The following is a 14,316-nucleotide window of genomic DNA, read 5'->3' as shown; positions in this document are numbered from 1 at the left end:
GCGAAAGAGGGCAGCTATGTACGATCCTTCATCACCCTTCACCAGCGCCACGCCGTTCAAGCCTTCGCAGAAGGCGGAGTTCGCGGAGGAGCGTCTGCGGACAGCCATCCAGTGGTGTGAGTTGTTGCCCGGTGAAATGGTGGGCGAGCAGGATCTGGTCGACCGGTTTGGTTTGGGGCGTGCCGGTGTGCGCGCGGCGCTTGCGCGGCTAGCCGTTTCCGGCATGGTCGAGGCGGTGCCGCGCGCAGGCTGGCGCATTCAGCCGGTCACCGGCGCCCTGATCGGCAATGTGATCGATGCCCGGCGTCTTGTCGAACCGGCCATGGCAAGAGTGGAACCCTCTCCGGCTCAAATGGCGCGCGTCCGCGAGATGACAGGCATTATCTCCGCTCTCGTCCAGTCAGGCGATCACGGAAACGCGCAAGCCGCCTCTCGGGAATATGGGCGCGAAGTGCTCGAACTCGTCCGCGGTGGTGTCAATCCGCTGGTCGGCAACCTCCTTGGCGAGCTTTGGGACCAAAGCGAACGCATCGCCCGCTTCATGGAGATGAAGGGCGGAAAGCCCTTCGTATTGGTCGATGCGCCCGCACTTCTCGACGCATTGATCGCAGGCGAGGCCGATGCCATTCACGCGCAGCGCCTCAGCGATATCGACCGTTTTGAAAATTATGTAACCGCCTGCCTGCTCCGGGATGACACGGCAATCGCGGCATCTGCATCAAAAGAAAAAAGCAAGCCGGCAACAAATGCCGAGCCCAAGCAAAATAAGACTGGGAACATGAAGGATAAATGGGAGACCGGAGATGATAGTTACTTCGAGTAATCGTATCCTTGGCGCCTTTGCGCTCGCGCTTTCACTGAGCACCGCCCTGCCCGGCATCGTAGAGGCCAAGGAGGTTCTGACGATCGATCTCGTCAACGAACCTGCCACGCTTGACCCGCACAAGCAGTGGAATCCCGACAGCTACTACGTATATCGCAACATCTTCGACAATCTCGTCACCCGCGATGATGCCGGTGAGATCCGGCCGCAGATCGCGACGGATTGGGAACAGATCTCCGACACGGAAGTCGTCTTCACCATTCGCGATGATGTTATGTTTCACGATGGTGAAAAGCTGACGCCTGAAGACGTGGTCTTCACGGTCAAGCGCATCACCGATCCTGCATTTGCCAGCCCGCAGCTCGGCCAGTTCGACAAGATTGTCGGGGCAGAGGTCATGGATGGCAACAAGGTCAAGCTCACGACCGACGGCCCCTACCCTGCGCTGCTCGCGCAGCTCGTGAAACTTTCCATCGTGCCCGAACACGTGGTGACGGAGGTTGGCGACGACGCATTTAATGCCGAACCGGTCGGCAGCGGCCCCTACAAATTCGCAAGCTGGAATCGCGGCGTTGATGTGAAGCTTGAGCGCAACGATGATTATTGGGGTGAGAAAGGCGTCTTCGAAAGCGCGGTGTTCCGCGGCGTGCCGGATGCTTCCACGCGTCTTGCCAATCTGCAGGCAGGAACTGCCGATCTTGTCGTGACGCTGAATGCCGATCTCGCGCAGCAGCTTGAGGCAAGCGGCCGCGGGAAGGTCCTCACGGTCAATACGGAGCGCGTTGCCTATTTCGCGATGAACAGCGCACTTGAGCCGCTGGACAATACGGAGCTGCGCAAGGCGATCGGCTTTGCCATCGACCGCGAAGGCATCGTCGAAGGTCTTCTTGGTGGCTATCCCAAGGTGGTGGACGAGCTGGTCTCGCCTGCGCATTTCGGCTGGGTCGAAGGCGTAGAAGGCTTCAGCTATGACCCCGACCAGGCGAAGGAGATCATCTCCAGTCTGGGCGAGGATGCCAAGCAGACCATGAAGCTTGCGACTTCGCCAGTCTTCGATCAGCGCGTGGTCCAGGCCATTCAGCAGATGCTGACCGATGTCGGCCTGAGCGTCGAGATCGAGAACACCGACATGGCCACCTGGCTGAAAGACCAGCAGACCACGCCGGACCAGGCGCCGATGCTCACTTTCAGCCGCTGGTCCTGCGCCTGTCAGGATGCCGATGGCATCATGTATCCGCTGCTTCATTCTTCCAGCGCATGGTCGCGCTTCAATGATGGCGAGATCGACAAGCTGCTCGACGAGGCGCGCAGTGAGCTCGATGTGGAAAAGCGTCAGCAGCTTTATGCCGATCTTCACGACCTCGTCATCGACAAGGTTGCGATCCTGCCCCTATACCAGGCGGCAATCATCTATGGTGGTGCGGAAGCGCTTGAATGGCAGCCCACCTCCAATGAGAGCCTTTTTCTCAATCGCATGGGCTGGGCGGAATAATCTACCACGCCTGAACATCTTGCGTGTGCCATCAAACCGGCCCGCGCAATGCACCGAAGGAGTTTGACTATGCGTATCCGTACCGCTTTGCTGGCCGCTACCTGTGCGATGGTTCTTGCACAGCCGTTGGCTGCCAAGGAGCTTCTGACGATCGATCTCGTCAATGAGCCGACCACGCTTGACCCGCACATGCAGTGGAATCCGGACAGCTACTATGTCTACCGGAACATTTTCGACAACATCGTCACGCGTGACAATGACGGCAAGATCGTGCCGCAGGTGGCCGAGAGCTGGGAGCAGATCTCCGATACCGAACTCGCTCTGACGATCCGCGAAGGTATCAAGTTCCACGACGGTTCGGACCTGACCGCTGAGGATGTGGCCTTCTCGGTCAAGCGCATCATCGACCCGGAATTCGCAAGCCCGCAGCTTGGCCAGTTCAACAAGATCACCGATGCCCGCGTTGAAGGTGACAACAAGGTCGTCCTCGTCACCGATGGGCCCTACCCGGCACTGCTCGCCCAGCTTGTGAAGCTGTCGGTGGTCCCCAAGGCCATTGTCGAGGAAGTCGGCAAAGATGGCTTCAATGCCAATCCGATTGGCAGCGGCCCCTACAAGTTCGGCGAACAGCAGCGCGGCGTCTCCGTCACGCTTGTGCGCAACGATGACTACTGGGGCGAGAAGGGCGAGTTCGAGGAAGCCGTCTTCCGCGCTGTTCCAGATGCCGCAACCCGCGTTGCCAATCTGAAGGCCGGTACGTCAGACCTCGTCGTCAGCCTTGATTCCGATCTGGCGCTACAGCTTGAAAACGACCCGCAGGTTCAGCTTCTGACCGCTCTTACAGAACGCGTCGGCTTCATGGGTATCAACACCACCCGCGAGCCGCTGGACGATCCGGAGCTTCGCAAGGCGCTCGCCATGGCGATCGACCGGGAAGGCATCGTGGAAGGCATTCTGGGCGGCGGCGAGAAGGTCGTCTCCCAGATGGCGACCTCGGCGCATTTCGGATATGTCGAAGGTATCGAGCCGATCCCTTACGATCCCGAGCAGGCAAAACAGATTGTCGAGGCCGCGGGTGATGCGGCCAAGACCAAGATGGAGTTTGCCACAGCACCTGTCTTCGACCAGCGTATCGTTCAGGCCATCCAGCAGATGCTCAATGATGTCGGCTTCAATGTCGAGATCAGCATGTCTGACATGGCCACCTATCTGAAGACGGTGCAGCAGCCTGAACAGGGAAGCCGCCCCTACCTCTCCTTCGGTCGCTGGTCCTGCGCCTGCCAGGATGTGGACGGCGTGCTCTTCCCGCTTCTGCATTCCGGTTCCAACTGGTCGCGCGTCTCCAACGAGACGATCGACGAGGCACTTGAGACCGGCCGTTCATCGCTTGATGAGCAGGAGCGCCTGGACGCTTACAAGACCGTGCATCAGCTGGTTCATGACGAGACGCTCATCCTGCCGCTTTACCAGGCAGCCGCACTTTACGGTGGTGCTGCGGAACTGGAATGGGAGCCGACGGCCAATGAAAGCCTCTTCCTCAACCGCATGAGCTGGAAAGAACAGGAATAAGGCGTGGCCGTCTTCCTAGCAAAAAGAGCGGGCCAGGCACTGGTCGCGATTTTCGGGGTCATGACGCTGGTGTTCTTCATCCAGCGTCTGACCGGCGATCCGACCTATCTTCTGGTGCCTGAAACCGCCACCCAGGCAGACATCGAGGCCATGCGTCAGTCGCTTGGCCTCGACCGTCCCCTGCTGGTTCAGTATCTGTCTTTCCTGGCTGATATCGTCCGCTTCGATCTCGGGCGCTCCTTCATCCAGAACATCCCCGTCACGGAAATCATCGCCTCGCGTCTGCCCTATACGCTGCAGCTTGCAGGAGGTGCGCTCTTCGTTGCCTTCATGATCGGGCTGCCGATCGGCCTCATCCTGGCGCTGGCGCGCAAATACAAGAGCTCCAACATCCTGATGGGTGTCGTGCTTGCCGCCCAAAGTCTGCCGACCTTCTGGAGCGGCATATTGATGATCATGGTGTTCGGCGTCTGGCTCGGCTGGCTTCCGCCGTCCGGTTCGGGAAGCTTCGCGCATCTCATCATGCCTTCCATAGCGCTCGGCCTCCTGTCCATGGCGACCTATGCACGCATAGCGCGCTCTTCCATTCTGGATGAACTTTCCAAGGATTATGTGCGCTCGGCACGTGCCCGCGGCGTGCCGCAGGGGCGCCTCGTGCGCCGTCACCTCCTGCGCAATTCTATCATCCCCGTCATCTCCATAACGGCATTGGAAATCTCGCAACTTCTCGCAGGCGCGGTAATCGTGGAGACGGTATTTGCCTGGCCGGGGCTTGGACTGCTCACCGTGCAATCCGTCGTCGCGCGCGACTTCGTGGTCGTTCAGGGCGTGGTGCTTCTGGGCGCCTTCGTCACCATCGCGGTGAATTTCATCGCTGACATTCTCTACAGCGTGGTTGATCCGCGCATCAGGCTGGACGGAGCGGGCCAATGACGACGCTCATCAACCGCATTCGCCCAATCTTCTTGTCGTCAGGCAGCGGCGTACCAACCGGCTTTTTCATCGGCATTGTCGCGCTGATGGTGATCGTGGCCGTTTTCGCCCCCTGGATCGCTCCTTATGATCCCAATGCGCAGAACCTGCTTGGCCGCCTGAAGGCACCGGGCACCGAGGCACGCAATGTGCTCTATGTGCTTGGCTCGGATGAGCTCGGCCGCGATCTGTTAAGCCGGCTCATCTATGGCGCGCGCATCTCGCTTTCCGTTGCGTTTCTCTCGGTGATCCTTTCCGGCTGTGTGGGCATACTGCTCGGCATGCTGGCCGGTTATCGCCGCGGCTGGGTCGAAACCGTCATCATGCGTCTGGTCGACATCTTTTTGTCGGTTCCGGCGATCCTGCTGGCGATCATCACGGTCGCGGTTCTGGGACCGGGCTTCATCAATGTGATCCTCGTGCTCGCACTGACCCGTTGGCCGCGTTATGCCCGTGTTGCCTACGGCCAGACCCTGTCGGTTGCCGGCCAACCCTATGTGCGTCTCGCGCGCGCCATGGGTGCGAGTTGGGGCCGCATTCTGCTTCTGCACATCCTGCCGAATATCATTGCCCCACTGTCGGTCGTCGCGACGCTGGAATTCGGCCTGATGGTGCTTTTCGAAGCGGGCTTGTCCTTCCTGGGCCTCGGTGTACAACCGCCAACCGCAAGCTGGGGCGCGATGCTGTCCGTGGGGCGCAACTACGTCTCCAATGCCTGGTGGATCGCCACCTTCCCCGGCCTTTGTCTCTTCATGCTTGTGCTTTCGGTCAACCTGATCGGTGACCGGCTGAGCGAATATCTCAACCCGAAATCACGGTGATGCGTATGGAATTCGGCAATCAATTCGAGGGCCGCCGCGTGGTCCTGACCGGTGCTGCAGGTCTTTTCGGCAGCGGTCTTGCCAAGGTCTTTGCCGCACATGGTGCCAGGCTCTGCCTGACCGACCGCAACCAACATGAGGTCGAGAAGGTACTCGGCGAGATCGACGCTCCGGAAGGAAGCTTCGCCCATGCGGCTGAATTGACCGAGAAGGGCTCCATGCAGGCTCTTGTCGATGCAGTCGGCGAAAAATGGGGTGCCGCCGATATCGTCATCAACAATGCCGCGATCTACCCCTCCGGCTTCATGCTCGATATCGAACTGGAAGACTGGGACCGCATGCAGGACATCAATGTCCGCGCCCCCTATTTCCTCATCCGCCAGTTTGCACGGCAGATGATCGACAAGGGCGTGAAGGGCAACTTCATCAATATCGGGTCGGGTGCCTCGCGCAAGATGCGGCTGACGGCAGCGCCCTATTGCATCTCCAAATCATCCCTCGACCGGCTGACCAAGGCATGGGCGCAGGAACTCGCCCAGTTCGGCATCCGCGTGAACATTCTGGAGCCCGGCTTTTCTGCAGGCAGCGCGGTCAGCCACCTGCCAGAGGAGCATGTACGCAAGGTGACCGCCGCGATCCCACTCGGCCGCGCCTCAACGGTCGATGACATCGGGCCTGCCGCCCTTTATCTCGCTTCCGATGCCGCGGCCTATGTCACCGGCACGACCCTTACCGTTGATGGCGGCAACTCGCTTGGCTCGCTTGAAGTGTTTCAGGACAAGAAGAGGCCGCTTTGACGATGAAGATGCCAGCTCCCTACAAGTGGCCCGAGGGCAAGAAGGCGGCGTTCTGCTTCAGTGTCGACGTGGACGCCCATTCGCCCTGGATGTGGAACAACCGCAACGACCAGCCACAGCTCCTCTCCCATCTCGAGCAGCGCCATTTCGGCCCGCGCGTCGGCCTGCCGCGCATTGTCCAGATGCTGGACAGGCTCGGCATCAAGGGCAGCTTTTACGTGCCCGCGGCTGTCGCCGAGAAATATCCCGACATGCTGCCCTCGCTCGTCGAAGGCGGCCATGAGATCGGCCTGCACGGCTATTTCCACGAGCTCGTAAATCAGACGAGCGACGAGGAATTCACCCGAATGCTCGAAGCCTCCATCGCGCTGTTCCAGAAACAGGTCGGCTTCAAGCCCAAGGGCTTCCGTTCTCCCGCCTGGGAGATGACGCCCCACATGGTGGCCGAGATCAAAAAGCACGGCTTCTATGACAGCTCGCTCATGGGTTACGACACGCCCTACCAGATGGATGGCGTGACGGAAGTTCCGGTCAACTGGAGCACGGATGACGCCATCTTCTTCAAATTTCTGGGCGGTGCGGGCTTCGACATGGGGCCACCGGTCGGCACCGACCGTGTTCTGGCGGCATGGCAGGATGAGCTCGACGCGCTGCACGATGCAGGCGCGCTTTTCATGCTGACCATCCACGACTGGATATCCGGCCGCGCGCCGCGTGCCGTGATGGTCGAAAAACTGCTTCACGACGTGCTTTCGCGCTCAGATCTCTGGGTCGCGACGGTCGGTGAAGTGGCAGCCCATTACGAAGCCGAGAACAAGGGCGCGAATGCGGTCGGCATCGACATTCCGGCCCCCATGTTCGACCACCCAGCCTGGAAAGGTGAATGATGCAGACCTGGCAGATCAAGAAGGGCCAGCTTTCCAGCGACAAGGGTGTTGTCGCAGCCCAGCATTTCGAGGCAGCCCGTGCGGCAGCCGACGTGCTTTCCCGCGGGGGCAACGCGATGGACGCGGCTGTCACCTGCGCGCTCGCGCTTTCCGTGGTCGAGCCCTGGCTGAGCGGTGTCGGCGGTGGCGGCTTCCTGCTTTATGGCGATGGAGAGACGGGTGAAGTCGACACGCTCGACTTCAACGTCCGTGCGTCACGCAATATCGATCCGGCACGCTATCCCCTTATTGAAGGCAATGACGGCGAGTGGTTCAACTGGCCGGCCGTGAAGGAAGACCGCAACATTATCGGCTACGAATCCATCTGCATTCCCGGTGCTGTGGATGGCCTTGCGCAGGCACTTGAGAAATACGGCACGATCAGCTTTGCCGAAGCCGTCCAGCCTGCCATAGAACTGGCCGAACGCGGCATGATCGTCGACTGGTTCACCGCGCTTTGCTTTGCCATCGACGCACGCGGCCTCGCGCAATTCGAACATTCGGCCGAGCTTTTCCTTGAAGACGGTATGCCCATCCGCACCCCGGCAAGCGGTGGCGCGGAATATCTGCCGATGCCCGCCAAGGCGAAGATGCTCAAGAGACTTGCCGAAGCAGGTCCGCGCGACTTCTATGAGGGTCATGTCGCGAAGCAGGTCGTGGAAGACCTGAACGCCGGCGGCAATGTGATCGACGCTGAGGACCTTGCCGGTTTCGCCGCGCGCTGGGCCAAGCCTGCAACCGCCAATTACCGCGATACCGAAATCAACGTGATCGCTGAACTCTCCGGCGGTCCGAGCTTCATCCACGCCATGGCGGAAGTGGAAGCCAAGCTCGACGTGGCGAAGCGCCCGGATGCTGCCGCATCCAGGCTCTATGCGCAGGCGATCCGACGCGCCTACGAATACCGCCTGCAGAATATGGGGCACGCCGCCAGGCGCGAGGACTGCACCAGCCATATGTCCGTGGTGGATTCCAAGGGAAACATGGTCTCGCTGACCAATACGCTGCTCTCGCGCTTCGGCTCCAAGGTGACGCTTCCGCAGACGGGCATGCTGATGAACAATGGCATGATGTGGTTTGACCCGCGCCCGGGTGCGGCCAATGCAATAGCTCCCGCAGCACAGCCTTTGGCGAATATGTGCCCCGTTCTTTTCCGCAAGAACGGCAAGCCTTATCTGGCTATCGGTGCAGCCGGCGGACGACAGATCTTCCCCGCCCTTGTGCAGCTCTCATCCTATGTCATCGACTATGGCATGAGCCTTGAAGGCGCCTTCCACGAGCCGCGCATCGATGCCAGTACGCCGACCATTCTCGTTGACCGTATGGCACAGCCCGATGTGGCGGCAACCATCGCCGAAGACTTCCCCGTGAAGATCGTGTCCAACACGCTTCATCCGGTGAATTTCGCAATTCCTTCGGCGGTTTTGCGCGACACGGACGGCATGCATCACGGCATGAGCCACCCAAGCAATCCATGGGCCGGTGTGGCCGGGGAGGGCGAAGATGGAAGCAGCGGCTGAGCGCTCCACAGCAGCCGCCCTTCAGGTCGAAGACCTCAAGGTCTCAATCGGCGGCAAGATGGTGGTCGATGGCGTCGATCTGGAAGTCGGACAGAGCGAGATCGTCGCCCTTGTCGGCGAAAGCGGCTCGGGCAAGAGCCTGAGTGCGCTTTCGATCATGGGGCTTCTGGGTGGAAAGCTTGAACGCTCGGCCAGATCGATCCGGCTTGGCGACGAAGCCATCGAGGGATATGGCGACGCACAGATGCGCCATCTTCGCGGCGACGCCATGTCGATGATCTTCCAGGAACCTGTCGCCTCCCTCAATCCGCTCATGAGCGTGGGCGAACAGGTGTCTGAAAGCCTGATCGTGCATGGTCATGCCTCGCGTAGCGAGGCTTGGGACAAGGCGGTGAAGATGCTGGCGGATGTCGGCATCCCCGAGCCAGAGCGTCGCGCCCGCCAGTTCCCTGCCGAGCTTTCCGGCGGCATGTGCCAGCGCGTCATGATTGCTTCCGCACTGATTGCCCGGCCTCGCCTTTTGATTGCCGATGAGCCGACAACTGCACTGGACGTCACCATTCAGGCGCAGATCCTCGAACTGATGAAGCGCCTGCGCGACGAGACGGGTACCTCCGTCCTCATCATCACGCACGATATGGGTGTTGTTGCCGCCCTCGCCGACAAGGTCTGCGTCATGTATGGCGGGCGCATCGTGGAACAGGCGGAAGTCTTTGAGATCTTCCGCAATCCGTCGCATCCCTACACGAAGCTCCTGCTTTCGACGATCCCGAAGCTTGGCGGCACGCGCAAGGAAGCATTGTTTTCCATCAAGGGCACCGTGCCCGACCTCAATTCCTGGCCTGAAGGCTGCCGCTTTCGCACGCGCTGTCCGCTGGCGGACGAGAAATGCGCCGAGCGCCCGCCATTCATTTCCGTGGACGGCGAAGGTGATCACCGATCCGCCTGCTGGCACATGGACAGGCTGGAGGAACTGGCATGAGCCGCGAAACCATTCTCTCCGTCCGCGACCTGAAAGTGCATTTTCCCGTCAAGGGCGGCATCAACCGTCCCTCCGGTACGGTGAAGGCGGTCGATGGCGTCAGCTTTGATGTTGTCGCTGGCGAAACGGTGGCTGTTGTGGGCGAATCCGGTTGTGGGAAGTCAACCACCGGCAATGCGATCCTGAGCCTTGCACCCATCACCGCAGGCGAAGTGCATTTCAACGGGCAGGACATTGCCCGCATGAAACCTGCCGAACGAAAGACGCTCTGGCGCGATCTTCAGGTTGTCTTTCAAGATCCCGTCTCCGCGCTCAATCCGAAACGGACCATCGCCCAATCCATCGCAGAACCGCTGGCGATCAACGGCTATAGCCGGCAGGAGCAGGACACGCGGGTGGACGAACTGGTGGCGCTCGTTGGCCTGAACCAGAGCCAGCGCGACCGCTATCCCAACGAGCTTTCCGGCGGTCAGCGTCAACGCGTCGTCATTGCCCGGGCACTCGCACTCAATCCCAAGCTTGTCATCTGCGACGAGCCGGTTTCCGCGCTCGACGTTTCGATCCAGTCACAGATCCTCAATCTGTTGATGGAGCTTCAGGAGCGGCTTGGGCTCTCCTACCTCTTCATCTCGCACGACCTGTCGGTGGTCCGCCATCTCGCCGACCGCGTGATCGTGATGTATCTGGGAACAATCGTCGAGGAAGCGCAAACCGACGAGCTTTTCGCAAATCCGCGCCATCCCTATACGCGCGCACTGCTGAGCGCCATTCCGGAGCCAGACCCGATTGTCCAGCGCGCAAAGAAGCCGATACCGCTGCAGGGTGAACTGCCAAGCCCGCTCAATCCGCCTGCCGGATGTCCCTTTGTTACCCGCTGTCCGCTGCGCGAAGAGGCTTGCAGCACGATCAGGCCCGAACTGACGCCGGATCCGGCTTCACCCGAACATCACTTCGCTTGTCTTGTCGAAGCGCGCGCGGTGCCCGTCACCTTCTAGCATCCGGCAGCAGCACCCAGAACTCCTACAGGAGGCCAGACACATGGATCTCGCAGCAATCGTCAATGACGCCCGCCAGTGGCGCCGCCACCTGCATCAGATGCCCGAACTGCAATTCGTCGAGCACAAGACCGCTGACTTCGTCGCGGAGAAACTGTCCTCCTTCGGTCTTGAAGTTCACCGCGGCATGGGCGGCACCGGCGTCGTCGCCGTCATCAAGGGCAATGGAACGGGCCGAAACATCGCGCTGCGCTGCGAGCTCGATGCGCTGCCGATCGAGGAACAGACCAATGTCGAATATTCCTCCCGCAATGAAGGCGCGATGCATGCCTGTGGTCATGACGGGCACATGTCCATGTTGCTTGGAGCGGCGCGCAGTCTGAGCGAGAACCGCGACTTTGGCGGGACCGTCACGGTCATCTTCCAGCCGGCCGAGGAGTTCGGCGGTGGCGGCAACAAGATGATCGAGGACGGCCTGTTCGAGAAGTTCCCGGTCGACGAAGTCTACGCCATTCACAATATGCCCGGCATGAAGGCAGGTCAGATCGCTGCCCTTGCAGGCCCGGTCATGGCGGCCGCGCGCAGCTGGGATCTCATCATTCGCGGTAAGGGCGCTCATGCGGGCTGGCCGCATACGGGCATTGACGGCATCGCCATAGCCCATGACTTCACCAGCGGCTGCAACACCATCGTCGCACGCGAGACCGATCCTGTCGAAGCGGTTGTCATCTCGCCAACGCAGATCCATGCCGGCACGAATTACAATGTGGTTCCCGAAGTGGTGAAGGTCGGCGGCACGATCCGCACACTCAGTGACGATGCCATGGGCATGGTGATGGACAAGATGCGCCAGCTCGCAAAGGGCCTTGCCGTTGCCAAGGGTTGCGAGATTGAGCTGGACATTCATGAAGGCTATCCCGTCACGGTCAATCATGCGGCACAGGTAAATGCGGCATTGCAGATCGCGCGCGAGACATTCGGGGCGGATGCGGTCGACAGGGAAGTCGCGCCCAAAATGGGAACGGAAGATTTCAGCTACATGCTCGCGAAGAAGCCCGGCGCCTACATCTTCCTGGGTTCAGGCGACACTGCACCGCTGCACAATCCGAAATACGACTTCAACGATGACATCCTCGAACGCGGCATCGGACTGCTTGTGGCAATAGCGCGAAGGCGGTCTGCGGCTTGATCTGAAGGGGCTTCGAGCTTTTTCAAGCAGAAGACAGGCGTGCTTCACCCAGTGCGGCTGCCAGACGCTCTGCCAGCATTTTCACGCGGCGCGGCTGCGTGCGGCCCGGCGGGAAAAGAAGCTGCAGTGGTGCGGGTGGGGCTGCAAAATCAGGAAGCAGTTCAACGAGCCGACCCTGTATTATGTCCTCTGCAACATCAAGATCCGCCTTCCAGACAATTCCGTGTCCGGCGAGAGCCCATTGACGCACGATCGCGCCGTCATTGGCAACGCGATTGCCGCTGACCGTCACCACCTGCTTGGTCGTGCCGTCCCCCAGCTCCCAGATATTGTCAAGCGTGTTCCCGAACCGCATCAAAAGGCAGTTGTGCCGCTTGAGATCGGAAGGCTGAAGCGGTTCCCCGTACCGTGCGATATAATCCGGTGAGGCACAGATAACGCGGCGCGTGGGTTTCACCTGGCGCACGCGAAGCGTGCTATCGAGGAGCGTGCCAAAGCGTACTGCCAGGTCCATTCGCTGTCCCACGATGTCCACATAGCCGTCGGAAAGATGAAGCTCGATGGAGATGTCGGGGTGATCGCTGATGAAGTTATCCAGCGCGCGCGTGATGATGTGACGGCCAAGATCGCTGGGCACGCTGAGGCGGATCGTGCCTGACAGGTGCTCCGCGCCAAAGCGGATGCGGTTTTCCAGCTCCTCCACCTCGTCGAGAACACTCGGCGCCTGCTCGACCAGCAACCTGCCCTCCTCTGTAATGCTGATCGCGCGGGTGGTGCGGTTGAGGAGTATGGCCCCGAAATGAGCTTCGAGGGCTGCCAGCCTCTCGGAGACTGTCGTTGCCGACAAACCGGCTTCACGTGCGGCTGCCGCAAGGCTTCCCTTTTCAACGATCAGCAGGAACAGGCGGATATTGTCCAAGAGCATTAAACGGTTTCTCCGGATTGTGATCCCGGTTTTAGACCATTTATCCGGAAGGTGCGAGCGACTAGCTGTGATGCAGCTGCTCAGGCAGCAAAGAGAGATCATGAAATGAGCAAGCTGACTGTAATCGCCAACATCCATGCCAAATCCGGTTCGACGGAGCTTGTTCGGGATGAGCTCCTCAAGCTGATTGCACCCACCCGCAAGGAAGAGGGCTGCATCACCTATGAGCTGCATCAGGACAACAAGGACCCGGCCCACTTCACATTTGTCGAGATGTGGGAGAGCCGCGAGCTCTGGCAGGCCCATATGAAGGCGCCGCATCTGGCCGGTTACATGGCGGCCACCGAAGGTGCCATCGCCGAATTCACCTTGAGTGAAATGTCGCTGATCGGCTGACGCCGCCAGCAATCCATCCCCCAACATCCACCACAGCCGCTTTCGTTCGGGCAGAACGGAAATGGCGGAGCTTTGTCCAAAGGAAGTCACGATGACGATTCACATCACCGATATCGCCCGCAAGCGTCACACCGCCAAGGCCTATGTTCCGGACCGTCGCATCTCAGACGAGGACATGAAGAAGGTGCGTGAACTGCTGCGTTTCAGCCCGTCCTCCACCAATATCCAGCCCTGGCACTTTGTCATCGCTTCCAGCGAGGAGGGGAAGGAGCGTGTGGCGAAGTCTGCCGTCGATCGCTTCACCTTCAATGCCGGGAATATTCGACAGGCATCGCATGTCATCGTCTTCGCGTCCCTGATCGACGCTGATGAGGACTATCTTCTGAAAGTTCTGGCACAGGAAGAGGCGGATGGCCGTTTTGCCGGCAGCCCAGATTTCAAGCCGGCCATGCATGCTGGCCGCTCCATGTTCCTCGGCATCCATCAGAACGAGGTCGGTGACGCGGAAGAGTGGCTGGCGCGTCAGGTTTATCTCAATCTTGGCCAGTTCCTGCTCGGCCTGCGTGCGCTTGGTATCGACGCAACACCGATGGAAGGTGTCGACACGGCGATACTTGATCGTGGATTCGGCCTGCGCGAAAAAGGCTACAAGAGCCTCTTCGTCGTTCCAATCGGCTACTCGGATCCGGTCAATGATTACAATGCGGCGCTTCCGAAGTCCCGCCTTGTGGAAGCAGAGATCATTACCGAAGTCTGAGATCGTCTCATTTGCAAATTGGTCGTTTCCTACACCCGGGCCTCAGTCGCCCGGGTGTTTTCGTTTGGTGAAATTGTCAAATATTACCAAAAATTGTCGTGAGCTAATAAGGAGCCTAAACCTCTGCGATTCCACGCATAAAGCGAATTTTC

14 protein-coding genes are annotated in these 14,316 nt (G+C 59.9%); 13 read left to right on the top strand and 1 reads right to left on the bottom strand.

Annotation, left to right across the window (positions count from 1 at the left end; translation table 11 throughout):
- The first annotated feature begins 16 nt into the window (after positions 1 to 16).
- The 11 genes from WA367_RS17265 to WA367_RS17215 all read left to right on the top strand — a co-directional run bounded on the left by WA367_RS17265 (position 17) and on the right by WA367_RS17215 (position 12,086).
- Positions 17 to 823 (top strand): GntR family transcriptional regulator, encoded by an 807-nt coding sequence (locus tag WA367_RS17265; protein ID WP_336058016.1) that lies wholly within the window; start codon positions 17 to 19, stop codon positions 821 to 823.
- The gene (locus tag WA367_RS17260; RefSeq protein ID WP_336058015.1) at positions 804 to 2,315 is read left to right on the top strand and encodes an ABC transporter substrate-binding protein; all 1,512 of its coding nucleotides are present in this window, start codon (positions 804 to 806) and stop codon (positions 2,313 to 2,315) included. The genes WA367_RS17265 and WA367_RS17260 overlap by 20 nt, the downstream gene beginning before the upstream one ends.
- A gap of 69 nt (positions 2,316 to 2,384) precedes the next feature.
- Positions 2,385 to 3,884 carry an ABC transporter substrate-binding protein gene (locus WA367_RS17255; protein ID WP_336058014.1) on the top strand — a complete coding sequence of 500 codons (1,500 nt, stop codon included), beginning with the start codon at positions 2,385 to 2,387 and terminating at the stop codon, positions 3,882 to 3,884.
- A 3-nt stretch (positions 3,885 to 3,887) separates the two neighbouring features.
- Complete coding sequence (locus WA367_RS17250) at positions 3,888 to 4,817, top strand: ABC transporter permease (protein WP_336058013.1); 930 nt, start codon at positions 3,888 to 3,890, stop codon at positions 4,815 to 4,817.
- Entirely contained in the window at positions 4,814 to 5,677 is an 864-nt protein-coding gene (locus tag WA367_RS17245; RefSeq protein ID WP_336058012.1) for an ABC transporter permease, read from the top strand. Before WA367_RS17250 ends, WA367_RS17245 begins: the two co-directional genes overlap by 4 nt.
- Positions 5,677 to 6,474 carry an SDR family NAD(P)-dependent oxidoreductase gene (locus WA367_RS17240; RefSeq protein WP_336058011.1) on the top strand — a complete coding sequence of 266 codons (798 nt, stop codon included), beginning with the start codon at positions 5,677 to 5,679 and terminating at the stop codon, positions 6,472 to 6,474. Before WA367_RS17245 ends, WA367_RS17240 begins: the two co-directional genes overlap by 1 nt.
- 2 nt (positions 6,475 to 6,476) lie before the next feature.
- The gene (locus WA367_RS17235) at positions 6,477 to 7,361 is read left to right on the top strand and encodes a polysaccharide deacetylase family protein (RefSeq protein ID WP_336058010.1); all 885 of its coding nucleotides are present in this window, start codon (positions 6,477 to 6,479) and stop codon (positions 7,359 to 7,361) included.
- On the top strand, positions 7,358 to 8,920 hold the full coding sequence (locus WA367_RS17230; RefSeq protein WP_336058009.1) for a gamma-glutamyltransferase family protein: 1,563 nt from the start codon (positions 7,358 to 7,360) through the stop codon (positions 8,918 to 8,920). The genes WA367_RS17235 and WA367_RS17230 overlap by 4 nt, the downstream gene beginning before the upstream one ends.
- Positions 8,904 to 9,902 carry an ABC transporter ATP-binding protein gene (locus WA367_RS17225; RefSeq protein WP_336058008.1) on the top strand — a complete coding sequence of 333 codons (999 nt, stop codon included), beginning with the start codon at positions 8,904 to 8,906 and terminating at the stop codon, positions 9,900 to 9,902. Before WA367_RS17230 ends, WA367_RS17225 begins: the two co-directional genes overlap by 17 nt.
- A complete protein-coding gene (locus WA367_RS17220; protein WP_336058007.1) occupies positions 9,899 to 10,897 on the top strand; it encodes an ABC transporter ATP-binding protein in 999 nt (332 codons plus the stop codon). The genes WA367_RS17225 and WA367_RS17220 overlap by 4 nt, the downstream gene beginning before the upstream one ends.
- Positions 10,898 to 10,940: 43 nt before the next feature.
- Entirely contained in the window at positions 10,941 to 12,086 is a 1,146-nt protein-coding gene (locus WA367_RS17215; RefSeq protein WP_336058006.1) for a M20 aminoacylase family protein, read from the top strand.
- Positions 12,087 to 12,108: 22 nt separating this feature from the next.
- Here the strand turns inward: WA367_RS17215 and WA367_RS17210 are convergent, their stop codons facing one another.
- Positions 12,109 to 13,011, bottom strand: a complete 903-nt coding sequence (locus tag WA367_RS17210) for a LysR family transcriptional regulator (protein ID WP_336058005.1) — start codon at positions 13,009 to 13,011, stop codon at positions 12,109 to 12,111.
- A gap of 105 nt (positions 13,012 to 13,116) precedes the next feature.
- Between WA367_RS17210 and WA367_RS17205 the strand changes: the two genes are divergently transcribed.
- Positions 13,117 to 13,407 carry a putative quinol monooxygenase gene (locus WA367_RS17205; protein WP_336058004.1) on the top strand — a complete coding sequence of 97 codons (291 nt, stop codon included), beginning with the start codon at positions 13,117 to 13,119 and terminating at the stop codon, positions 13,405 to 13,407.
- A gap of 91 nt (positions 13,408 to 13,498) precedes the next feature.
- Entirely contained in the window at positions 13,499 to 14,164 is a 666-nt protein-coding gene (gene nfsB, locus WA367_RS17200) for an oxygen-insensitive NAD(P)H nitroreductase (protein ID WP_336058003.1), read from the top strand.
- Positions 14,165 to 14,316 lie beyond the last annotated feature (152 nt).

The sequence above is a fragment of the Nitratireductor sp. CH_MIT9313-5 genome, from assembly GCF_037029545.1.
Taxonomy (GTDB): Bacteria; Pseudomonadota; Alphaproteobacteria; order Rhizobiales; family Rhizobiaceae; genus Chelativorans.
The sequence above is the reverse complement of the archived record's forward strand: the minus strand, read 5'-3'. Positions and strand labels throughout refer to the sequence as shown.

Coding starts and splice junctions, on each gene's coding strand:
- WA367_RS17215 (WP_336058006.1), top strand. CDS start 10,941: ATGGATCTCGCAGCAATCGTCAATGACGCCCGCCAGTGGCGCCGCCAC.
- WA367_RS17255 (WP_336058014.1), top strand. CDS start 2,385: ATGCGTATCCGTACCGCTTTGCTGGCCGCTACCTGTGCGATGGTTCTT.
- WA367_RS17240 (WP_336058011.1), top strand. CDS start 5,677: ATGCGTATGGAATTCGGCAATCAATTCGAGGGCCGCCGCGTGGTCCTG.
- WA367_RS17245 (WP_336058012.1), top strand. CDS start 4,814: ATGACGACGCTCATCAACCGCATTCGCCCAATCTTCTTGTCGTCAGGC.
- WA367_RS17235 (WP_336058010.1), top strand. CDS start 6,477: ATGAAGATGCCAGCTCCCTACAAGTGGCCCGAGGGCAAGAAGGCGGCG.
- WA367_RS17230 (WP_336058009.1), top strand. CDS start 7,358: ATGATGCAGACCTGGCAGATCAAGAAGGGCCAGCTTTCCAGCGACAAG.
- WA367_RS17220 (WP_336058007.1), top strand. CDS start 9,899: ATGAGCCGCGAAACCATTCTCTCCGTCCGCGACCTGAAAGTGCATTTT.
- WA367_RS17225 (WP_336058008.1), top strand. CDS start 8,904: ATGGAAGCAGCGGCTGAGCGCTCCACAGCAGCCGCCCTTCAGGTCGAA.
- nfsB (WP_336058003.1), top strand. CDS start 13,499: ATGACGATTCACATCACCGATATCGCCCGCAAGCGTCACACCGCCAAG.
- WA367_RS17205 (WP_336058004.1), top strand. CDS start 13,117: ATGAGCAAGCTGACTGTAATCGCCAACATCCATGCCAAATCCGGTTCG.
- WA367_RS17265 (WP_336058016.1), top strand. CDS start 17: ATGTACGATCCTTCATCACCCTTCACCAGCGCCACGCCGTTCAAGCCT.
- WA367_RS17260 (WP_336058015.1), top strand. CDS start 804: ATGATAGTTACTTCGAGTAATCGTATCCTTGGCGCCTTTGCGCTCGCG.
- WA367_RS17210 (WP_336058005.1), bottom strand. CDS start 13,011: ATGCTCTTGGACAATATCCGCCTGTTCCTGCTGATCGTTGAAAAGGGA.